Origin of the sequence: Kitasatospora sp. NPDC096140 (assembly GCF_040303045.1) — a bacterium.
Classification (GTDB): domain Bacteria; phylum Actinomycetota; class Actinomycetes; order Streptomycetales; family Streptomycetaceae; genus Kitasatospora.
In genome coordinates this window covers 28,995-49,175 of record NZ_JBEOUW010000008.1, presented here as the reverse complement: position 1 = coordinate 49,175, position 20,181 = coordinate 28,995, and the positions used below count along the sequence as shown (strand labels likewise).

General features: G+C 75.1%; 20 protein-coding genes and 1 pseudogene. 11 read left to right on the top strand and 10 right to left on the bottom strand.

Annotation, left to right across the window (positions count from 1 at the left end; translation table 11 throughout):
• Positions 1 to 12: 12 nt before the first annotated feature.
• The 4 genes from ABT048_RS10210 to ABT048_RS10195 form a co-directional block, all read right to left on the bottom strand.
• Positions 13 to 1,233, bottom strand: coding sequence for a beta-ketoacyl synthase N-terminal-like domain-containing protein (locus tag ABT048_RS10210; protein WP_350520889.1), 1,221 nt, complete (start codon positions 1,231 to 1,233; stop codon positions 13 to 15).
• The gene (locus tag ABT048_RS10205) at positions 1,230 to 1,550 is read right to left on the bottom strand and encodes an acyl carrier protein (RefSeq protein WP_350520888.1); all 321 of its coding nucleotides are present in this window, start codon (positions 1,548 to 1,550) and stop codon (positions 1,230 to 1,232) included. Before ABT048_RS10205 ends, ABT048_RS10210 begins: the two co-directional genes overlap by 4 nt.
• Positions 1,547 to 1,822: a phosphopantetheine-binding protein gene (locus tag ABT048_RS10200; protein WP_350520887.1), complete on the bottom strand. Its 276-nt coding sequence runs from the start codon at positions 1,820 to 1,822 to the stop codon at positions 1,547 to 1,549. Before ABT048_RS10200 ends, ABT048_RS10205 begins: the two co-directional genes overlap by 4 nt.
• Before the next feature lie 62 nt (positions 1,823 to 1,884).
• A complete protein-coding gene (locus ABT048_RS10195; RefSeq protein WP_350520886.1) occupies positions 1,885 to 3,327 on the bottom strand; it encodes a class I adenylate-forming enzyme family protein in 1,443 nt (480 codons plus the stop codon).
• A gap of 184 nt (positions 3,328 to 3,511) precedes the next feature.
• Here ABT048_RS10195 and ABT048_RS10190 point away from each other — a divergent pair, with 184 nt between their 5' ends.
• The 4 genes and pseudogenes from ABT048_RS10190 (at position 3,512) to ABT048_RS10175 (ending at position 7,761) form a co-directional block, all read left to right on the top strand.
• The gene (locus tag ABT048_RS10190) at positions 3,512 to 4,606 is read left to right on the top strand and encodes an alpha-hydroxy acid oxidase (RefSeq protein ID WP_350520885.1); all 1,095 of its coding nucleotides are present in this window, start codon (positions 3,512 to 3,514) and stop codon (positions 4,604 to 4,606) included.
• 44 nt (positions 4,607 to 4,650) lie between these two features.
• Positions 4,651 to 5,442, top strand: coding sequence for a class I SAM-dependent methyltransferase (locus tag ABT048_RS10185; protein ID WP_350520884.1), 792 nt, complete (start codon positions 4,651 to 4,653; stop codon positions 5,440 to 5,442).
• Between the two features lie 79 nt (positions 5,443 to 5,521).
• A pseudogene (lipP1, locus tag ABT048_RS10180) lies at positions 5,522 to 6,478 on the top strand (LipP1 family hormone-sensitive lipase); the annotation flags it as partial.
• Positions 6,475 to 7,761: an aminotransferase-like domain-containing protein gene (locus tag ABT048_RS10175; RefSeq protein WP_350520882.1), complete on the top strand. Its 1,287-nt coding sequence runs from the start codon at positions 6,475 to 6,477 to the stop codon at positions 7,759 to 7,761. The pseudogene lipP1 and the gene ABT048_RS10175, both read left to right, overlap by 4 nt.
• Positions 7,762 to 7,914: 153 nt before the next feature.
• On the opposite strand, the gene ABT048_RS10170 is transcribed toward ABT048_RS10175, so the two are convergent.
• From ABT048_RS10170 to ABT048_RS10155, 4 genes are all read right to left on the bottom strand, one after another.
• Positions 7,915 to 8,679 (bottom strand): ABC transporter permease, encoded by a 765-nt coding sequence (locus ABT048_RS10170; protein WP_350520881.1) that lies wholly within the window; start codon positions 8,677 to 8,679, stop codon positions 7,915 to 7,917.
• Between the two features lie 40 nt (positions 8,680 to 8,719).
• Entirely contained in the window at positions 8,720 to 9,715 is a 996-nt protein-coding gene (locus tag ABT048_RS10165) for an ATP-binding cassette domain-containing protein (RefSeq protein ID WP_350520880.1), read from the bottom strand.
• A 175-nt stretch (positions 9,716 to 9,890) separates the two neighbouring features.
• Positions 9,891 to 11,036: a glycosyltransferase gene (locus ABT048_RS10160; RefSeq protein WP_350520879.1), complete on the bottom strand. Its 1,146-nt coding sequence runs from the start codon at positions 11,034 to 11,036 to the stop codon at positions 9,891 to 9,893.
• The gene (locus ABT048_RS10155) at positions 11,033 to 11,332 is read right to left on the bottom strand and encodes a hypothetical protein (protein WP_350520878.1); all 300 of its coding nucleotides are present in this window, start codon (positions 11,330 to 11,332) and stop codon (positions 11,033 to 11,035) included. The genes ABT048_RS10160 and ABT048_RS10155 overlap by 4 nt, the downstream gene beginning before the upstream one ends.
• Before the next feature lie 169 nt (positions 11,333 to 11,501).
• On the opposite strand from ABT048_RS10155, the gene ABT048_RS10150 reads away from it, so the two are divergent.
• The 5 genes from ABT048_RS10150 (at position 11,502) to ABT048_RS10130 (ending at position 16,329) form a co-directional block, all read left to right on the top strand.
• Entirely contained in the window at positions 11,502 to 12,434 is a 933-nt protein-coding gene (locus ABT048_RS10150) for a 3-oxoacyl-[acyl-carrier-protein] synthase III C-terminal domain-containing protein (protein ID WP_350520877.1), read from the top strand.
• A 150-nt stretch (positions 12,435 to 12,584) separates the two neighbouring features.
• Positions 12,585 to 12,875: a phosphopantetheine-binding protein gene (locus ABT048_RS10145; protein ID WP_350520876.1), complete on the top strand. Its 291-nt coding sequence runs from the start codon at positions 12,585 to 12,587 to the stop codon at positions 12,873 to 12,875.
• A gap of 4 nt (positions 12,876 to 12,879) precedes the next feature.
• On the top strand, positions 12,880 to 13,659 hold the full coding sequence (locus tag ABT048_RS10140) for a beta-ketoacyl-[acyl-carrier-protein] synthase family protein (protein ID WP_350520875.1): 780 nt from the start codon (positions 12,880 to 12,882) through the stop codon (positions 13,657 to 13,659).
• The gene (locus ABT048_RS10135) at positions 13,656 to 14,357 is read left to right on the top strand and encodes a 4'-phosphopantetheinyl transferase family protein (protein ID WP_350520874.1); all 702 of its coding nucleotides are present in this window, start codon (positions 13,656 to 13,658) and stop codon (positions 14,355 to 14,357) included. Before ABT048_RS10140 ends, ABT048_RS10135 begins: the two co-directional genes overlap by 4 nt.
• Positions 14,358 to 14,673: 316 nt before the next feature.
• The gene (locus ABT048_RS10130; protein ID WP_350520873.1) at positions 14,674 to 16,329 is read left to right on the top strand and encodes a condensation domain-containing protein; all 1,656 of its coding nucleotides are present in this window, start codon (positions 14,674 to 14,676) and stop codon (positions 16,327 to 16,329) included.
• A gap of 98 nt (positions 16,330 to 16,427) precedes the next feature.
• On the opposite strand, the gene ABT048_RS10125 is transcribed toward ABT048_RS10130, so the two are convergent.
• Positions 16,428 to 17,093 carry a hypothetical protein gene (locus ABT048_RS10125; protein ID WP_350520872.1) on the bottom strand — a complete coding sequence of 222 codons (666 nt, stop codon included), beginning with the start codon at positions 17,091 to 17,093 and terminating at the stop codon, positions 16,428 to 16,430.
• A 131-nt stretch (positions 17,094 to 17,224) separates the two neighbouring features.
• The gene (locus ABT048_RS10120) at positions 17,225 to 17,857 is read right to left on the bottom strand and encodes a sigma-70 family RNA polymerase sigma factor (protein ID WP_350520871.1); all 633 of its coding nucleotides are present in this window, start codon (positions 17,855 to 17,857) and stop codon (positions 17,225 to 17,227) included.
• A gap of 236 nt (positions 17,858 to 18,093) precedes the next feature.
• Between ABT048_RS10120 and ABT048_RS10115 the strand changes: the two genes are divergently transcribed.
• Positions 18,094 to 18,897, top strand: coding sequence for an SAM-dependent methyltransferase (locus tag ABT048_RS10115; protein ID WP_350520870.1), 804 nt, complete (start codon positions 18,094 to 18,096; stop codon positions 18,895 to 18,897).
• Positions 18,898 to 19,012: 115 nt separating this feature from the next.
• A complete protein-coding gene (gene bla / locus ABT048_RS10110) occupies positions 19,013 to 19,933 on the top strand; it encodes a class A beta-lactamase (RefSeq protein WP_350520869.1) in 921 nt (306 codons plus the stop codon).
• Positions 19,934 to 20,181: the final 248 nt, after the last annotated feature.

Genomic DNA, 20,181 nt, shown 5'->3' with positions numbered 1-20,181 from the left:
GTGGTGTCGGTGTCATCCCGGGGCCAGCAGCAGCGCGGTGTTGGCGCCGCCGAAGGCGGAGTTGAGGCTGAGCGCGTGGGCGGGGCGGGCGGTGCGCGGGCCGTCCAGGACGAGGTCCAGGCCGACGTCCGGGTCGGGGCCGAGCCAGCCGGCGTTGACCGGAAGTCTTCCGGTGCCCAACGCGCCGACGAGGACGGCGAGTTCGAGCAGGGCGGAGGCCTCCAGGGCGTGCCCGTGCACGGACTTGCTGGAGCTGACCGGCAGGTGGCCGGTGTGCGGGCCGAACACCCGCCGCAGGGCGCGGGCCTCGGCCAGGTCCGCCAGGGGGGATCCGGTGCCGTTGGCGTTGACGTAGCCGACCTCGGCCGGTGCGACGCCCGCGCGGGCGAGCGCGGCCTCGATCGCCCGGGCCACCCCGGTGCCGTCCGGTTCGGGGCGGCAGACGTGGTGGGCGTCGCCGGCCCGGCCCCAGCCGGCCAGCCGGGCGAGCACGGACGCACCGCGGCGTTCGGCGGCCGCGGCGGCCTCGACCACGACGGCTGCGGCCGCGTCGCCCAGCAGGGTGCCGGTCCGTCCGGCGCTGAACGGGCGCAGCTCGCCGTCGCGGGCCAGTGCGCGCCCGGCGTCGAAGACGGCGAACACGCCCGGCTCGACCAGGTGGACGGCCGCGACCAGGACCCGCTCGTGCCGTCCGGTGGCCACCGCCGCGGCGGCGTCGGCGACGGCGGTCGCGGCGGCGACGCAGGCGCCGGTGTACACCCGGCTGACGCCCGCGGCCGTCCGGCCGGCGCGGAGCCCGGCGGCCACCGCGTCGACGGTGGCGCGGGTCCGCTCGTCGCTGTGCAGCGCGAGCAGGACGGGCAGCGCGGTGCCCTCGGTGGCGCCCGGGCCGGCCTGGTGGCAGGCCTGGGCGATCGCGTCGAGCACCGCCACGGCCGGGGCGGGCGAGGCGGGCGCCGGCCCGGAGCCGGACGCAGGGGGGCTGGTCGGCGGCGCGCTCGGCAGTGCTGCCCCGGACAGCAGGGCGTCGGGCAGCAGCGCGGCCCGCTCGGTCCGGCGGGCCCGCACGTCGAAGCGGGTGACCGGGCCGAACGCGGCCTTGCCGTGGGCCGCGGCCTCGGTGAGTGCGGCGAGCCCGCGCCCGGCGGCGCTGAGCACGCCGACACCGGTGACCACCGGCCCGGCCCGGCCCAGCGGCCCGGGAGGTCCTGCGCCCGTGGCGACGCCGCTCACGGCCGGGCGCCCGTGGGCTCGGCCGGACCGGCGCGCTCGGCCAGGACGGCGCGCTCGCTCAGGACGGCGCGCTCGGTCAGAACGGCGTCGCGCAGCAGGGCGGTCGCGTCGTCGACCGTCCGCACCGCGCCGAAGCGCTCGTCGTCCAGGTCCAGCTGCAGGCCGTAGCGCTGCTCGAACTCGGCTACGAGCCAGGTGAGTTCGAGTGATCCCAGTTCCTCGGGCACGGTGTCGGCGGCGCGCTGCCCGAACGCCGCCAGCATCGTGAGCACCTCGGCCCGCTCCGGGAGGTCGTCCGGACGCGGGGCGCCGGTCACGCGGCGCTGCCGGAGGTGGCGGCGAGGGCGTCGATCCGCCGGGCGACGTCGGCGGTGAACTCGTCCAGGGTCATCAGCGCCGTGGTCTCCATCTCGTCCAGGTCGAACTTGATCCCGAACTCGTCCTCGACCTGCACCGAGAGATCGGCCAGCGCGAGGGATTCGAGGTCCAGCCCGGCCGGGCCGAGGTCGGTGTCACCGGTGGCCTCGGAGACGTCGTACTGCATGTCGGTCAGGGCGGCGAGGACGAACGCGCGGATGCGGTCCTGCATGGTGGTGGCTCCTTGTCGGGGTTCTGGTGCGTACGTGCGGGGGTGCGCGGCGGGGCGCCGGGTCAGCGCGCGGCGGCCGCGCCGGCCGTGGCGGAGCCGCGCAGGGCGGCCGGGTCGCGCAGCAGCTTTCCGGTGGAGGTGCGGGGGAGGACGGGGAGCAGGGCGAGGCGGCGCGGCCGTTTGTAGGCGGCGAGGCGGCGCTCCAGTCCGGCGTGGAGCAGGGCGAGGTCGGCGTCAGGTTCGGTGGCCAGGTAGGCCTCGATCGCGCCGTCGTCGAAGACGACCACGGCCTCGCGGACCCCGGGCAGTGCGGTGAGGGTCTGCTCGACCTCGGTGAGGTCGACCTTCAGACCGCCGATCGACACCTGGGAGTCGAGTCGGCCGAGCACGGTGACCAGACCGTCGCTCCCGTCCAGCCCGGCGGCGTCCCGGGTGTGCAGCCAGCCGTCCGACCAGCGCGTCGGGTCGTCCAGGCCGGGGTACGGGGAGGACGCCGAGGCGAGCTGCAACTCGCCCTCCACCAGGCGCAGTCGCATTCCGTGGACGGGGCGCTTGGCCGGGTGGAGGGTGCCGTCGAGGTCGGTGGCGATGACCCCGGTCTCGGTCATGCCGTACATGGTGCCGAGCGGGACGCCGTAGCGCTCGGTGAACAGCGCGGGCAGGCCCGGGCGGACCAGTTCGCCCGCGACGATCATCCGTCGCAGCCGGGGCAGCGGCGGGGGAGCGACCGTCCCCGCCAGCAGTTCGGCGTGGAACGGCACTCCGATGACGGTGGTCGGCCGGTCGGAGCCGGCGACTGCGGCGAGGATGCCCGCCGCCGTCATCCGCTCCGGCACGGTGAGTGCGGCACGGGCGTGCAGGCCGTTGAGCAGCCCGCCGACCAGGCCGAGCACGTGCACGACCGAGGAGAGCAGGACGACCCGTTCGCCCTCGCCGGGGAACTCCACCAGCCTTCGGTAGCAGTCGAGTTCGCGCAGCAGGTCGCCGGCGGTCCGGGCGATGACCTTGGCCGGGCCGGTCGATCCGGAGCTGAGCTGGATCAACGCGTGCCCGGTGCGGGCCAGTCGTCCGTCCGGCAGCGGGACGGCCACCGGCTCCACCTCGGAGAAGCCGCGCAGTGCCGCCGCGGGCCGGTGGGCGGAGCCTACCAGCACCTGCGGGGCCAGCCGCGCGACCGCCGTGTCGATCTCGTGGTCGGTCAACCGGTGGTCGAGCAGGGCGACTTGGGCGCCCAGCCGCCAGCATGCCAGCAGCACCGCGACGAACGCCACCGAGGGCGGCAGCCGCAGCGCCGCCGTCCCGCCGGGGCCCAGCCCGGCCGTCGCCAGCCGTACGGACTGCTCGTCGACCAGGGCGCGCAGGGCGTCCCGGTCGAGCGGCGCGCCGAGGTGCAGGCACTCCTCGCCGCCCGGGCCGGCCAGCAGCAGGCGGTCGACCCAGTCGTCCGGTGCGTCGGAGTGCGGCGGTGCCGCGGAAGGCGGAAGTGGAGAGGAAAAGCCGGTCAACGCGGCTCCACACAAGTGAGGGGATTTGACATGAACGCCGTTCACAACCAAAGCGGTCAATTCCGTTGCCAGACCATGGCACAGACGTTTGGTCAAATCAAGGTCTATACCAATGTGGCCGTTGCTCCTACGCTGCCGAACCGGGACCGGCCCGCGCGTGGCCGTCCGGGAACGAGGAACGCCCGTGGGAGTACTCACTCTGGCCGGGATCGAGCGCACGGCGCGCGAACAACTTTCCCCGGAAATCTGGGATTTCATCGAAGGCGGCAGCGGGGCGGAACGCACCCTGGCGGCGAACCGGGAGATGTTCGGGCGCTATGCGCTGCGCCCGCGCACCCTGGTCGACGTCTCGGACTGCGACCCGGCGCTGACCCTGCTCGGCGCACCGCTCGCGCTCCCGCTCGGCATCGCCCCGATGGCCTACCACCGCCTGGTCGACCCGGAGGGCGAGACCGCCACCGCACGCGCCGCCGGCCGCGCCGGCGCCCTGCTGGTCGCCGGGATGTTCGCCAGCCGCACCCTGGAGGAGATCGCCGGGGCCGCCACCGGCCCGCTCTGGCTGCAGCTGTACTGGCTGCGCGAACGCGCCGTCCTCGCCGACCTGGTGGAACGCGCCGAGGCGGCCGGCTACCACGCCCTGGTGCTGACCGTGGACGCCCCCCGGATCGGCCACCGGCTGCGCGACCTGCGCAACGGCTTCGCCGTCCCGCCCACCGTCCGCGCGGTCAACCTGGACCCGGCCCTGATGACGGCCAGCCACCGTGCCGCGAAGGGCAGTTCGGGCATCGCCGAGCACGCCCGCGAGCAGTTCGACCCCACCCTGAGCTGGGGCGACCTCGCCTGGCTGCGCGAACGCACCCGGCTGCCGCTGGTCCTCAAGGGCGTCCTCACCGCCGAGGACGCCCGGCTCGCCGTCGAGCACGGCGCCGACGCCGTCCTGGTCTCCAACCACGGCGGACGCCAACTCGACGGAGCCGTACCGGCGCTGGCCGCCCTGCCCGAGGTCGTCGACGCCGTCCCCGCCGACCTGCCCGTGCTGCTCGACGGCGGTGTGCGCACCGGCGCGGACATCGCCGTCGCCCTCGCCCTCGGCGCCCGTGCCGTGCTGGTCGGCCGTCCCGCGTTCTGGGGCCTCGCCACCGACGGCGAAGCCGGAGTCCACCGGGTGCTCGGCCTGCTGCGCGAGGAACTGGAGCACACCATGGCCCTGTTGGGCCGCCCCCGGCTCGCCGACCTGGACCGCACGACCCTCGCCCCCTGGCCCTGCGCCCCGGGCTGAACCGCGCGGCACCCGCGCCACGTACCTTCGAGAGGAAGACCCGGATGACCGAGCAGAGTGACCGATTCCCCGGCTGGGACTGGGACGATCCCGACGGCCTGGCCACCCGCCTGGACGCCTTCAGCGCGCAGGTCGCCACCTGCGACGCGCTCGAAGCGCACCCCGGCGGGCTGCCGCACGACCACGCGGACTTCCGCGAACTCGGCCTCACCGGCATCGAGTTCGCCGCGTTCCGGACCGCCCACCCGCAGGGCCTCGGAACCGACCTCGCCGCCCTGTGCACCTCGCCGGGCGGCGGCCCGCAGGCCACCGCCGAGCCCGGCACCCTCTACCGCGTCGACGGCGACCGCTGGTTCACCCGGCTCGACGTCTCCGAGCCGCTGCCCTTCGCGGACGCCAGCGTCGACTGGGTGTACGCCGAGCACCTCATCGAGCACGTCACCATGCCCGTCGCGGTCGGCTGGCTGCGCGAAGCCCGCCGGGTGCTGCGCCCCGGCGGCGTCCTGCGCCTGACCACCCCCGACCTCGCCCGCTACCTGGTCGGCTACGCCACCGGCGACGGCTTCCTCGCCAAGCACCGCCGACGCCTGACCACCCTCGGCTTCGGCCCGCCGATGCCGGCCCGCCCGGCCTTCCTGGTCAACCAGATCTTCCGCCACTACGGCCACCAGTGGATCTACGACCTGGACGAGCTGCGGCACGTCCTCACCCTGGCCGGCTTCGCGCCCGAGCGGATCCGCCCCTGCGCCTACCGGCAGGGCGCCCGGGCGGACGTCGCCGACCTCGACACGGCCTTCCGCACCGACGAGACGATCTACGTCGAGGCCGACCGCTGACCACCCCCGACCACCCGCTCGACCAGCCCCGGAACCGCTCACCGACCGTCCCCGAACCGTCCGCCGACCACCGACCCCCCGCTCCAGAACGGGACCACCCATGCCCCTGCACCCCCAGGCCGAGGCCCTGCGCGCCCGGCGCGCGAGCAGCGGCGCACCGCCGCTCTACACCCTCACCCTCGCCGAAGCCCGCGCCGCCGACCTCGCCGACATCCGCGCCGCGGCCGGCACCCCCGAACCGGTCGCCGCCGTCGAGGAACACCGCATCGAGGGCCCCGAGGGCGAACTCGCCCTGCGCCTGTACCGCCCCGAACCACCCGGCCGCCCACTGCCCGCCCTGCTCTACCTGTTCGGCGGCGGCTGGACCCTCGGCTCGCCCGACACCAGCGACGCCGTCTGCCGCCGCCTCACCAACGCCGTCGGCTGCGTCACCGCCTCCGTCGGCTACCGGCTCGCCCCCGAACACCCCTTCCCCGCGGCCCTGCACGACTGCCGCGCCGCGCTCCGGCAGCTGGTCGAACGCGCCGAGGAGTTCGGCGTCGACCCCGAGCGGCTGGCGGTCGGCGGCGACAGCGCCGGCGGCAACCTCACCGCCGCCCTGACCCTCCTGCTGCGCGCCGAGGGCGGCCCCGCCCTGCGCCACCAACTGCTCGTCTACCCCAACACCGACCACGGCGCCGACACCCCCTCGCTGCGCGCACACGACGACCCGCTGTTCTTCAACCGCCGCTCGGTCGCCTGGTACTGGGGCCACTACCTGGCCGACCCGGCCGACGGCGCCTCCCCGTACGCCTCCCCGCTGCGCGCCGCCACCCTGGCGGGCCTGCCGCCCGCGACCGTCCTCACCGCCGAGTACGACCCGCTGCGCGACGAGGGCGAGCAGTACGCCGAGGCGCTGCGAGCCGCCGGGGTCCCGGTGGAGCTGCGCCGCTACGAGGGCGTGCCGCACGGCTTCTTCGCCATGACCGGGACCCTGGACGCCGCCGCCGAAGCCCAGGCGCACGCCGCCGGCCGGCTGCGGGAGGCCCTTCGGTGAGGCTCCGGCTGGAAGACCTGCACGCCTCCCTCGCGGACCCGCTGCTGGACGCGATGACCTTCCTCAACGAGGTCACCACCCGCTACCCCGGGGCCGTCTCCTTCGCCCCCGGCCGCCCCTACGAGGGCTTCTTCGAGCCCGAGGACGTCCCGGCCCACCTTGAGCGCTTCCTCGCCCACCTCGCGGAGCGCGGGCTCGACCGGGACGCCGTGCGCAGCACGCTGTTCCAGTACGGCCCCACCAAGGGCATCATCGCCGACCTGGTGGCCCGCACCCTCGCCAACGACGAGGGCCTGACCGTCGACCCCGCGTCCCTCGTGCTCACCGTCGGCGCCCAGGAGGGCATGCTGCTCACCCTGCGCGCGCTCTGCGCCGGCCCGGACGACGTCCTGCTGGTCAGCTCGCCCTGCTACGTCGGCGTCACCGGCGCCGCCCGGGTGCTCGACCTGACCACCCGGCCGGTCCCCGAGGGCCCGGACGGCGGGCCCGACCCGCAGGCCGTGCTCGCCGCCGCGAGGGCCGTCCGCGCCGAGGGGCGCCGCCCGCGCGCCCTCTACGTCGTCCCGGACTTCGCCAACCCCTCCGGAACCAGCATGCCGGTCGACGCCCGCACCCGGCTGCTGGAGGCGGCCGCCGAGGAGGACGTCCTGGTCATCGAGGACAACCCGTACGGCTTCTTCGCCCGCACCCCGGGCCTGCGGCCCACGCTCAAGGCGCTGGACCGCCGCGGCCGGGTCGTCCACCTGGGATCCTTCGCCAAGACCTGCTTCCCGGGCGCCCGGCTCGGCTACGTCGTCGCCGACCAGGAGGTGGCCGGCCCCGGCGGGCGCAGCGGTCTGCTCGCCGACGAGCTGGCCAAACTGAAGAGCATGACGACGGTCAACACGCCCGCGCTCAGCCAGGCCGTCATCGGCGGCATGCTGCTGGCCCACGACTGCCGTCTGCGCGCCGCCAACGCCCGTGCCACGGCGCACTACGCGGCCGGCCTGGACACCCTGCTGCGGGAGCTGGACCGGCACTTCCCGGCCTCCGAGCGGCGCCGCCTGGGCGTCTCCTGGAACCGGCCGGACGGCGGCTTCTTCGCCGTGCTGACCGTGCCCTTCACCGCCGACGACGCGGCGATGGAGCGCTGCGCCCGCGACCACGGGGTGCTGTGGACACCGATGGCGCCGTTCTACCCGGCCGGCGGCGGCGAGCACCGCCTTCGGCTCTCCGTCAGTTCGCTGACGCAGGCTCAGATCATCGACGGTGTGGCGAAGTTGGCGGCCTTCATCGGCTCCTGAGTGCGCTCCTCCTGAGCGGGTGCGCAGAGTGGGCGTGCACGCCTCCTGAGCGCACGCACGCCCACGGGCCCGGCTCATGGCGAGCCGGGCCCCTCCCTCTGCCGTCTCCGGGCCCGGCCCGGCTCAGCGCGGCCCGGTTCGGCGTGTCCGGGTTCAGCGCACCCGGGTGGAGAACAGCCGGGCCGACCAGTACACCGCCAGGGCGGTCATCACCACGACCACCAGCAGCCCCTGCCAGACCGCGGCGTCCCCGGCGTGCCCCGAGAACAGCGCGCGCATGCCCTCCACCGCCCAGTAGAAGGGGTTCCACCGGGCGAGCTGCTGCAGCCACTGCGGCGCCAGGGTGAGCGGCAGCAGCACCCCGGACAGCAGCGCGATCGGCTGCGCGATGGTGTTGACCACCGGCGCCATCGCCGCGTCGGCCGGCACCATCAGGGCGATGCCGAAGGAGATCGCCGAGGTCATCAGCGCCAGCAGTCCCAGCAGCAGGTAGGCGAGCAGCAGGTTCAGCGGGCTCACCCGCAGGCCGAACGGCAGCGCGATCAGCGTGATCAGGACGGCCTGCACCAGCAGCGCGACCATCTCCCGCAGCGCCCGTCCGAGCAGCAGCGCGAGCCGGCTCACCGGGGTCACCCGGGAGCGTTCGATGATCCCGGCCTTGAGTTCGCCGAGCAGGCTGAAGCCGGTGAACAGCCCGCCGAAGATGCACAGCACCGCCAACAGGCCCGGCACGTACACCTGGTAGGCGTCGGCGTAGCTGTTCGCGCCCTCGGGGGCGAGCACCTTCTTCAGCAGGGGGGCGAACAGCAGGAGGTAGAAGAGGGGCTGGATGATGCCGACGGCGATCCAGACCGGGGTGCGGATCATCAGCAGCAGCTGGCGCTGGAAGACCAGCCAGGTGTCGCGGGCGAGCTTCACGGTCTCCCCAGGGGGTCGGACGGGGCAGGGTGGCGGCGGGTCATGGGGTGTCGGCCGCGGGGTCGGCCTGGCGCAGCGAGCGTCCGGTGCGGGCCAGGAACACGTCGTCCAGGCTGGGCCGTTGGAGCTGGACGGTGCCGGGTGTCACGCCGGCCGCGTCCAGGGCGCGCAGCAGCCGGGGGACGGCCGCGGCGCCGTCCTCCAGGTACAGCCGCAGCCCCCGGTCCCCGTCGGGCTCCAGCCGGTGCAGGTACGGCTGCGGGCGCAGCACCTCGGCCGCCCGCTCGACGGCTCCCTCCCCGGCGGCCAGGCCGAGCAGGACGACGTCACCGGAGATCTCCCGCTTGAGCGCCTCGGGCGTGCCCTCGGCCACCACCCGGCCGTGGTCGACGATGGCGACCCGGTCGCAGAGCGCGTCGGCCTCGTCCAGGTAGTGGGTGGTGACCACGACGGTCATGCCCTCGGTGCGCAGCCGGCGGATCTCCTCCCAGACGTGCGCCCGGCCGGACGGGTCCAGACCGACGGTCGGCTCGTCCAGGAACAGCACCCGGGGGCGGTGGATCACCCCGAGGGCGATGTCCACCCGGCGGCGCTGGCCGCCGGAGTAGGTGGCGCACGGCCGGTCGCCGAACTCGCCGAGGTCGAAGGCCTTGAGCGCGTCCTCGGCGGCCCGGACGGCCTGGGCCTTGGCCGTGCCGTACATCCGGCCCTGCAGCACCAGCTCCTCGCGGGCGCTGACGTTGTCGGTGGTGCCGCCGCCCTGGGCGACGTAGCCGATCCGGCGGCGGACCCCGGCCGGGTCGGTGAAGAGGTCGGCCCCGGCGATGACGGCGCGGCCGTCGTCGGGGCGGATGAGGGTGGCCAGCATGCGCAGGGTGGTGGTCTTCCCGGCGCCGTTGGGGCCGAGGAAGCCGTAGATCTCGCCGGCGGCGACGGCCAGGTCGATGCCGCGCACGGCGTCGACGCTCCGGCTGTCGCCGCTGCGGCGGGAGGTCTTCTTGCGGTAGGACTTGCGCAGTCCCGTGGTCTCGATCAACCGGAACTCCCGTACGGGGATGGGCTGCCACGGCACCTGGGAAGGCGGTGCTCGGCACCTGCGGAGGGCGGTGCTGCTGCGACACCCTAGGGTGAACTCCCACCCGGAAACAATGGCCTAGACCAATGGACGTGTGATCTCCGGTTCTGCTAAGGGGACTTCCCGGCCGAGGCGGTCAGCCGAGTGCCTCCAGCCGGTCCGCGGCGGCCACCGCACCGCCTCCGGCCAGCAGGTCCGTCCCGACCCGAACCGCCGCTTCCCGATGGGCCGTTGCCTCCAGCACGGTCCCCAGCGCCTCCGCCAGCCGCTCCGCGGTGACCCGGGCGAACGGCACCCGGAGTCCGGCCCCGACCGCCGTCACCTGCGCGGCCACGAACGGCTGGTCGTGCCGGATCGGCGCGGTGACCAGCGGCAATCCGTGCGCCAGGGCCTCGCCCACGGTGTTCATCCCGCCGTGGCACAGCACCGCGTCCAGCTCGCCGCGCGCCATCAGCGCCGCGACCGGCGCCCGGTCCACCGCGACCGCCCGCGCCGGAAGCGCGGGCAGCAGCCCGCGCGGCGCCGCGAACACCGGCTGCACGTCCTCGCCGCACAGCTCCAGTGCCCGCACGGCCCGGGCGAGGAAGTCCGCGCCCAGCTCCCCGGCCAGCGTCCCCATGGTGACCAGCACCCGCCGCCGGCCCGGCAGCAGCCGCTCCCACGGGAACCCCGGATCGTGCGGCCGCGCCGCGATCACCGGCCCGACCTGCGCGTGGTGCGGCGGCGCGGCGCGGCCGGTCAGCGCCGGACCGGTGGTGGCCAGCACCAGCGCGGGGGAGAAGCGCGGGTCGACGTACTCCGCCCCGGGCAGCCGGGCACGCTCCCACAGCCCGCGCAGCAGCCCGGTCATCCACGCCTCGACCTGCGGCAACGCACGGTAGGGGCGGCCCAGTTCCATCGCCCCGGGCGCGAAGCTCGCCCACGGCAGGCCGTGCCGGTGCGCGACCAGCGCGCCCGCCGGGGTGTGCTGGTCCACCAGCAGCACGTCCGGCCGGTACTCCCGCACGACCGCGTCCAGCGGCTTCGCGGTGAACCGCGCGTACGGGACGATGAAGCCCTCCCAGAGCGAGCGCAGAGCGGCCAGCCCGTGCCCGCCCTGCGCCCGGAACGCCCGGGTGCCGGTGCCCAGCACGCGGGCGTCACCGCCGAGCAGCGGGCGCAGCACCGACTCCGTACCGGTCCAGGCGACGTCGTGGCCGCGCGCGGCCAGTTCGGCGGCGATGCCCGCGGCCGGGTTGACGTGTCCGGTCAGCGGGGGCATCACCAGCAGGAACCGGGTCACCGGGCGCCCTCCTCGGGGAGCAGCCGCTGCAGGTCGGCGACGGTCAGCGCCTCCAGCCCGGCCAGGTCCAGCCCGGCGCGCAGCGCGGCCAGGTCGGCGGCCGGGCCGAAGCGCTCGCGCAGACGCCCGGCCAGCGCGGCGAGTTCGGCCTCGTCCAGCAGCAGGTCGCCGTCCAGCCGGGCGTCCGGGGTGACGTGGCGGGCCCAGCCGGGCGGCGCGCCGGCCACCTCGACCACGAGGGCGACCAGCTCCGGATCCAACGGCACGGCGGAGGACGGGGGTTCGGGATGCGACACGGGGGATCTCCCACCTGCTCGACGGCGCGGGGGTGAACGCGACCGCACCGGAGCGCAGTTGACGGCTTCCGGGAACGCGGTCGCGAGAGGGGTTCGAAGACGGCCCCGGGTCCGGTCTCGGATTCGAGATCACTTGTGCGACCCGGCGGGCGTCGGAATACTAGCCCGGGTGACCGCACTGGAGGCAGTGGCCGTTCACCTCCCCCCGCACGCCGTCCCCATCGAGGCGGTGGGCGAGCGCATCGGCCTGACCCCACGTCAACTCCGTCTCTTCCGCCGCTTCCACGGCCTGGACCAGCTGCGCCTGGATCCGACCGGGACGCTGCCCGACCTGCTCGAAGCCGCCCTCGACGGCCTGCCGGACCTGCGCGGACGCGAACGCGACATCCGCTTCGTGATCCACGCCCGCAGCATGCCGGTGGCGGTGCCCCACCCGCTCAACCCCCTGCACGAGCTGCTCGCCGCGCGCGGCCTCGGGCACGCCAACGCCTTCACGGTGACCCACCACGCCTGCGCGGTGGGCCTGCTGGCCATCGACCTGGCCGGCCGGCTGCTCGCGTCCGAACCCGACCCGGCGGCGCTCGCACTGGTCCTGGCGGGGGAGAAGACCTTCACCAGGGACGCCCAGGTGGTGCCGGAGACCGGCATCTTCGCCGAGGGCGCGGCCGCCTGCCTGGTCAGCGCCGGGGGCGAGCGGCACCGGGTGCTCTCCTTCGCGGTGCGCCAACGCCCCGAGTTCGACGGCCGGTTGGCCGGGGACCCGGACCTGCTGGCCCGCTACCAGCGCGAGTACCCGGACGTCATGGTCGAGGCGATCGAGGCCGCCCTCGACCGGGCCGGTCTGGGCCTCTCCGACTTGGCGGCGATCCTCCCGCACAACGTCAACCAGGCGTCCTGGCGGATGATCGCGCGCCGCCTCGGCTACCCGGTCGAGAAAGTCGTGCTGGACAACGTGCGGTCGGTCGGGCACAGTTTCGCTGCAGACAGCCTCATCAATCTTCACACCGCCATCACGCGGGGGCTGCTCCGCCGCGGCGACCGCTACCTGATCGCCGCCGCCGGTGTCGGAGCCACCTTCTCCGCGATGGCGATGCAGTGCTGACGACGCGCCGATGACCGGCCGGCGCACCTACCGACGACCAGTCGGCGACCAGCCGACGGCCAGCCGGCGACCGGTCGGTCGCCCGGGACCGTCGGCCACACCCCAGAGCCCTCCGGGCGCACTTCCCACGTACGACGGGACGGTACCCCCATGTCAGAACCCGTGGTCCAGACCACTGAGCCCGAGCTGCGCGAGCGCATCCTGCACGGCATCGGCGAACTCCTGCCACGCGTCCTCAAGCGCGAACTGCCCGAGATCCCGCAGGACGCCTGCCTCTTCGACGACCTCGGCCTCACCTCCGCCGGCACCATCGAGCTCATCCTGGAGCTCGAAGAGTCGCTGGACATCCAGGTGGACGTCGAGCAGATCACCGAGGACGACCTGCGCTCGGTCACCAGGCTCGCCGACTACGTCGCCGGGCACGTCATCCCCGAGGACTGACCGCGTGCCCCCCGGCCCCTCCGGCCTGCGGATCACCCGGGCGCTCGCCCGCCGCTTCGACGGCCGCTCGGAGACCTCGCTCGATCCGGACCTGCGGGTGTTCGTCTCCGACCTGGTCCGCCCGTACGGCCTGCCGCTGCGCGAGGACCTGCTGCGCGAGGGCGTCGGCCACTCCTACGAGGAGCTGGCCGCCGGACTGCTGCGCGAGGCACTCGCCGAGGACGAGCCGGTGGACCTGCTGGTCCTCGCCTTCGACACCCCGGACGTCCGCCCCGGCGCGCCGTCCTCGCTCGCGCTCAGCCGGTCCGTCCCGGGCGAGCCGCTCGCCTTCGCGATCTGCGACCAGGGCACCGCCGCGGCGTTCACCGCCCTGCGACTGGCCGCCGACCACCACCGCACCGGCGGCTGCCGTCGGGCCGTGGTGGTGCTCGCCGAACAGACCGCGCTGCACTACCGGCCGTCGGAGCCGGTCGCGTTGCCGGAGCGGCACGCGGCGGTGGTGCTGGTCTGCGAGGAGGAAGCCGGGGCCGGGCTGGCCGTCCGTCAGGTGACCGGTGCCGGTTCGCCCGAGGACGCGGTGCGGGCCCGGGCCGGGGAACTGGGGGCGCGGGCGGAGGTCCTGCACGACGGCGGCTTCGGCATCGGGGAGCCCGCCCAGCCCTTCACCGGCCTCTGGGCGCGGCTGGCCGAACACCTGCCGCGCTGGCGGCGGGAGGAGCGGCCGGCCCTGCTCGCCGGGTACGACCGCCGGCTCGGGGTGCTCAGCACGGTGGCCCTGCCGTGAGCGGGGCAGTGAGCGGGGCCGCGAGCGAGGTCGAGTGCTGGCTCATCGACACCGGCCGGCCCGCGGCGGTCGTCGCCGACCTGTGGCAGCTGCTCGACGCCGACGAACGCGCGCGGGCCGACGGCATGGACCCGGTACTGCGCGACCGGTTCACGGTGGTGCGCGGCGCCGTCCGGCGGCTGGTCGGCGCCCGGCTGGGCCGTCCTCCGGCCGAGGTCCGCTGGCGGCGCGGGCCGAACGGCAAGCCCGAGGCCGCGGACGCCGGTGGCCTGCGGGTCAGCTGGTCGGCCTCGGGCACGCTCGCGGTGCTGGCCCTGGCCGAGCAGCGGGCGGTCGGCGTCGACGTCGAGCGACTGCACGAGGCCCGGACGGCCGAGCGGATGGCCGCGCGCTGGTTCCCGTTCGAGGAGGAGCGCTTCGTCGCCGAACCCGTCGAGCCGTCCGAGCGGGCGGCCCGCTTCACCGGACTGTGGTGCCGCCGCGAGGCCTGCGTGAAGGCGTACGGCGGACGGCTGACGCAGTCCTTCGGCGTGTCCGTGGTGGGGACGTCCCCGGTGCTGGTGGCCGACCCCGGCGGGCTCGGAGCCGGCCCGGCGAGGGTCTGCGACGTGCCCGTCCCGGGGCCGTTCCGGGCTGCCGTGGCGGCACTGGGCGATCCGCCGTTACATGTCAACTCTTGTGTATGGCAGCAGAGTTGACGGTCGCTGAATCGAGCGGGCTTTGGTCTGGACCAGTCTGGCAGGCCGCTGGTAGCGTCCCGATCACACCCGCTGAGCCCCTCCCGGCGAGCCGAAAGGCGCGTACGACGTGACTCCGCACGACCTGATTGCCCGCGAGGCGGCTCCGCGTGAGGCGGCTCCGCGCGAAACGCCCCTCCCCGAGGCGGCCGCACGCGAATCGACCGCACGCGAGGCGGCCGCACGCGAATCGACCGCACCCGAAACGGCCCCGCGCCGGACGGCCCCGATCGACCCGCGACCGGCCGCCAGGCAGGTCGGAGTCCGCTTCGCCGCCGTGAGCAGCGGATCCGGCCCGCTGACCCGCGGCCAGGACAACATGATCCGCTGCATCCGGAGCGACGCCCCGGAGCGGATCAACAAGGACTCCGTGTGGCCGGTGCCGGCCGGCACCTCGGTCCCGGCCGGCCTGGTGGCCCTGAGGCTGCTGGTCGAGCGGCACGAGTCGCTGCGCACCTCCTTCCCGCCCGGCCCCGGCCCGGACGGTTTCCCGGTCCGCCAAGTGGTGCACCCGAGCGGGCGTTTCACCGTGACGGTGATCGAGGCGGACGACCACGACGACGGCCGGCTGGACGCCCTGGCCGGCGAGCTGGGGCGGGCCGACGTCGCCGTCCCGCTGGACCTGGCGGTGGCGCCCCGGATCCGGTTCACCCTGGTCGCCCGGGGCGAGCAGCTGCTCCGACTGGTGGCCGTGGTCTGCCACGCGGGTGCCGACGGCGCCGCCACCGCCGTGCTGATCCAGGACTGGTACGCCCTCGCCGCCGGGCGGGAGCTGCCGCCGGTCGTGGCCCCGACACCGCTGCGGCTGGCGGCCGCGGAGCAGAGCCGGCAGGGCCGGCGCAAGGCGGCGGCCGGACTGCGGCACTGGGCCCGGGTGCTGGGCGGCGCCCCGCAGACCGTCTTCGCGGACCCGCGCGTCACCGGCCCGCCCCGCGACCACACCGCCTTGATGGTGCGCTCGGCTTCGGCGGCCGGGCACCTCGCCGCGGTCTGCCGCCGGGTCGGCGCCAGCCCGTCCGTGGTCCTGCTCGCCGCCTTCGCCGCGCTGGTCGCCCACCGGGCCGGCCGGCGGGGAGGCCTGGTCATGTCGGCGCTCTCCGCCAACCGCCACCAGGCCGAGCTGATCGACCACGTCGGCACCCTCGCGCAGGACGCGCTGATCCTGCTGGACACCGATGCGGCCGATCTCGACCAGCTGATCGGCCGCGCCAAGTCGGCGTCGCTGAAAGCCTATTGGAACAGCATCCTGGACGCCGAGCAGGTCTGGCAGCTGGTCGAGGACGTCGCCCACCGGCGCGGCTCCCGGTTCGCCCGCCAGGTGGTCGTGAACGACCTGAGCCTCACCGTCCCGCCGGCCGTCGCCGACGCCCAGCCGCCCCCGTCCCGTGACCCCGAGCTGACCCCGCTGCCCGGCCCGCCGCTGCCGGTCCGGCTGATGCTGGCGATCCTGCGGATCACCGGCAGCCTGGACTTCGTCCTGGTCGCCTGCCCCCAGGTGCTCGACGCCGAGGAGACCGAGGGGTTCGCCCGGGCGCTGCTCGCCCTGCTCGCGGCGGCCGCCGAAGGCCCGGTGCTGCTCGCCGACCTGCCCGCCGTGCTCGGCTCGCCGGCCGAACGGCCCGGCGGCGAGTGGTGGTTGGTCGACGGCTCCTGGATCGACCTCGCGGCCGTCCGCGCCCTCGTGGACGCCGCCGTCGGCCCGCACCGACTGTCGCTGGCCGAGGGGAGGCTGGTCGCCGAGATCGCCACCGATGATCCCGCGCTCGACCCCGCCGCCGCGCACCGCGCCGTCGTCGCCGCCCAGCCGGGCCGTGACACCGCGATGGCGCCGCACCACTACGTCGTCCGGCGGGCGACGGCGGACGGCGAGGAGGTCGAGGCCGGAAGCGGGCGGGATCCGGAGATCGTCGCCCGGCTGTCCGCACTCACCTGAAGGGATGATCCCGGGCGGGCGCGGGCCGCTCACTCCGACGAGTCCTCGGCGCGAGCCGCGACGAGCCCCGCCGCTCACCGGGACGGGTCCCCGCCCGCTCACCGGGTCGGGTCCCCGTCGTCGTCGCCGAGCCCCCACGGGAGGTCCCACGAGCACGCGGAGGTGGCCCCCGAGGTGAGGCCCCACGGGCTCGGGACCTCCTCCGCGTCCTCGCCCTGCAGCGGCAGCCGGTCGATCACCGCGACCAGTGCGGGCGGCAGCTGCGGCGCCAGCCCCCGGTGCACCCGGGACAGGATGTCGCGCCGTACGTCGGCCGGCAGCAGCGGTCTGCTCATCCGCAACGGCCTTGGCCCGGGCGGGCGTTCGGCCGAGGAGAGCTGGTCCGACCAGGCCCGCCAGTAGTCGGCGTCGTCGGTCTCGCCGAGCATCAGGTGGTGCAGGTGCAGGCAGTACGCGGCCGTCCCGCTGCCGGAGCCGGCCGCGAAGCGCCACCAGAACTCGGCGCCCTCCTCCTTGCCGGTGGCGTACAGCAGCGCCCCGAACACCTCCGCTCCCTCGGGCTGGATCCGGCGCGCGTTCACCAGCAGGTCGAGCCCGCGCGAGGCGTCCGGCGCGCCCAGCACCAGGGCCACCACCAGGCCCAGTTCGAAGGAGGCCTGTTCGTACTCCGACGGCAGGTGGGTCGGCGCGGCGGTCAGCCGGGCCTGGCGCACTTCCGCGATCCGCGCGGCGTGGGCGCGTTCGGGCCGGGGCACCTGGATCACCGCACGCCCCCCGCCCGTGTCGCGAGCCCCGCCGGTGCCGTGCGCCCCGTCCGTCGTGCGCGCCCCGCCCGTCGGCCCCGGCCCGCCGGTCGCGTGCGCCCCGCGCGGGGACCCGCCCGCCCGCCGGTCCGTCACAGTTCGCCCCCGCGGTCCGGGAGTTCGCCCACCCCGAGCCGGCGCGCCAGCCGTTCGCGGGCGTGCCGCAGATTGGAGTGCACCGTCGCCACCGGACGCCCCAGGTACGCCGCGATCACCTTCACGTGCAGGCCGAGCAGGTAGCGCAGGATCACCACGTCCCGTTGCCGGTCCGGGAGTTCGAGGATCGCCGCGTAGAGCCGCACCTCGTCCGCCTCGCTCTGCAGCAGGCCCTTCGCCACCTGCTTGAACGCGTTGATCACCGCCGCGAAGGTGACCGCCTCCACCTCCACCGGCTCCTCGGCGGAGACCCAGTCCGCGACGTGCCGGTTGGCCAACCGCCAGGTGTACGCGGCCGGTTCCTCGAACCGCAGCACCTGGGGCCAGCAGCGGGCCAGGTCGGCCTTCACCGCCGCGACCACCAGCGCGGCGTCGGCCCGACTGCCTATCCTGGTCAACGCGAGGGCGTGCCAAGCGGGTTCGTGCGTCTCGCAGAACGCGGCGTAGGTGAGGTCCAGGCGCAGGCCGAGGTCTCCGCCGAGCCCCCGGTCCGGGCCCGCCCCGCCGGTGCAGTCCACTGCCGTCCCGCCCCGGTACCCGCGCGCGGGGGCACCCCTGTCGATCGTCATCGAGCCTGCTTTCCGTGGCCGTCGGCTGCTCGCCAGGCCACCCGAGGGTCGGGCTGTCCGTGCCCATCCTCATTCCATCAGGCCTGTCACTCCAGGCTGCAAAGCGAACACTGATTGTCATCTCATGTGATACGACGGCTCGTTGAATCGATCCGGCGGTGATTGGCACCCGGTTACCGTGGGCAGCAATGCGATCGGTTGCCGGCATGCGAACGATGGACCGAGGGGGAAACGCGATGGGTCTCTACGACGGGGTGGACCTGCGGCTGAACGTGCCGCACTCGGCCCGGATGTACGACTACTTCCTCGGCGGCTTCACCAACTTCGCCGCCGACCGCGAGGCCGCCGGGCACGCCCTCGCCGTCGCTCCGTGGCTGCGCAGCGGCGCCCGCGCCAACCGCTCCTTCATGCACCGCTCCACCCGCGCCCTCGCCGAGGCCGGCTTCGACCAGTTCCTCGACATCGGCACCGGCATCCCCACCTCGCCCAACCTCCACGAGGTCGCCCAGCGCGTGGTGCCCGGGGCCCGCGTCGTCTACGCCGACAACGACCCGATCGTCCTCTCGCACGCCCAGGCCCTGCTCACCGGCACCCCCGAGGGTCGCACCGCCTACGTCGAGGCCGACGTCACCGACGTCGCCCGGCTGCTCGACGCCCCCGGGCTGCGCGACACCGTCGACCTCCGCCGCCCCGTGGCGCTCTCCCTCAACGCCCTGCTCCACTTCGTGCCCGACGCCCACGGCGCCTACGAGCTCGTCGAGCACCTCAAGTCCGTCCTCGCCCCCGGCAGCGCCCTGGTGATGACCCACGTCACCCCCGACTTCGCGCCCACGGACATCGCCGACCTGGTCCGCATCTACGAGTCCGCCGGCACCGCCGTCCAGGCCCGCACCCGCTCCGAGTTCGCCCGCTTCTTCGACGGCTGGACCCTCCTCGCCCCGGGCGTCGTCCCCACTCCCCAGTGGCGCCCGGCCCCCGACGATCCGCCGGTCTCCGCCCCGGAGGCATCCGCGTACGCGGCGGTGGCCATCCGGTCCTGACCCGTTCGGGTCGTTCCCGCCACCGATGTCCGCCGTCGACGAACCATCGAGGCGTGCGGCGCGTCCTGTGACTCAGGAAGCGGCTCCGGCCGCGATGTCCGGATAGAGGGGGACCATGTCCACACAGTCGTCGGAATTCCGTCACAGCCGCCGCGCGGTCCTGGGGCTCGGCTTCGGAGCAGCAGTCGCCGTCACGGCCTCGACCGGCGGTGCGGCGTACGCGGAGAGCGGGCCCGACACCCACCGCCTGCTCGCGGCGATGGAGCGGGAACACGGCGTCCGCCTCGGCGTGTTCGCCCGGAACGTCTCGACCGGCAGGACGGTCCGCTACCGCGCGGACGAGGCGTTCCCGATGTGCTCGGTCTTCAAGACCCTCGCGGCCTCCGCCGTCCTGCGCGACCTCGACCGCAACGGCGAGTTCCTCGCCCGGCGGATCCACTACACCGCCGAGGACATCACGCGGTCCGGCGGCGAGGAGAGCGCGGCGGTGACCAAGGACCACCTGGCGGACGGCATGACCGTCGCCGAGCTCTGCAAGGCGGCCATCGACCACAGCGACAACACCGCCGCCAACCTGCTGCTCCGGGAACTCGGCGGTCCGACCGCCGTCACCGACTTCTGCCGCTCGATCGGTGACCGCACCACCCGCCTGGACCGCTGGGAGCCCGAGCTCAACTCCGCCGAACCGGACCGCGGCACCGACACCACCACCCCGCGGGCCATCGCCCGCACCTACCGCCGGCTCGCCCTCGGCCACGCCCTCCCGCCCGCCAAGCGCGAACAGCTCACCACCTGGCTGCGCGGCAACACGACCAGCACGAACCGCTTCCGCAAGGGCCTCCCGGCGGACTGGGCCCTCGCCGACAAGACCGGCTCCGGCCGGTACGGAACCGCCAACGACGTCGGCATCGCCTGGACCCCGTCCGGCGCGCCCGTCGTCCTCGCCGTGCTGACCACCAAGCCCGACGAGGCCGCCGTGCGGGACGAGCCCGTGGTCGCCGAGACCGCGGCGCTGCTCGCCTCCGTGCTCGGCTAGCCCGACCCGCTCCGCAGGTGCCGGGGCGGCGGCGGGCCACAAACCGCCGCCGCCCCGTTCCGTGCGGCACAGGCCCCTCCGCGCCCCCCACCGCTCCGTCCCGGTTCGACCTCCCCCGGCGGGGCGCCGTCGCGGCCCCGGCCTCGCCGCCGTCCGCCGGGCTGATCCCGTACGCCCGTCCCGCCCCACCCGTGCGCCCCCGCCACGCCGGGGACAGACTGGTGGTGGACCGATGCTGCCCCGCGACG

Bases quoted from the DNA above. Each gene is read 5' to 3' on its own strand.
- ABT048_RS10115 (WP_350520870.1), top strand. From the start codon at position 18,094: ATGGGTCTCTACGACGGGGTGGACCTGCGGCTGAACGTGCCGCACTCG.
- ABT048_RS10185 (WP_350520884.1), top strand. From the start codon at position 4,651: ATGACCGAGCAGAGTGACCGATTCCCCGGCTGGGACTGGGACGATCCC.
- ABT048_RS10200 (WP_350520887.1), bottom strand. From the start codon at position 1,822: ATGCAGGACCGCATCCGCGCGTTCGTCCTCGCCGCCCTGACCGACATG.
- ABT048_RS10145 (WP_350520876.1), top strand. From the start codon at position 12,585: ATGTCAGAACCCGTGGTCCAGACCACTGAGCCCGAGCTGCGCGAGCGC.
- bla (WP_350520869.1), top strand. From the start codon at position 19,013: ATGTCCACACAGTCGTCGGAATTCCGTCACAGCCGCCGCGCGGTCCTG.
- ABT048_RS10120 (WP_350520871.1), bottom strand. From the start codon at position 17,857: ATGACGATCGACAGGGGTGCCCCCGCGCGCGGGTACCGGGGCGGGACG.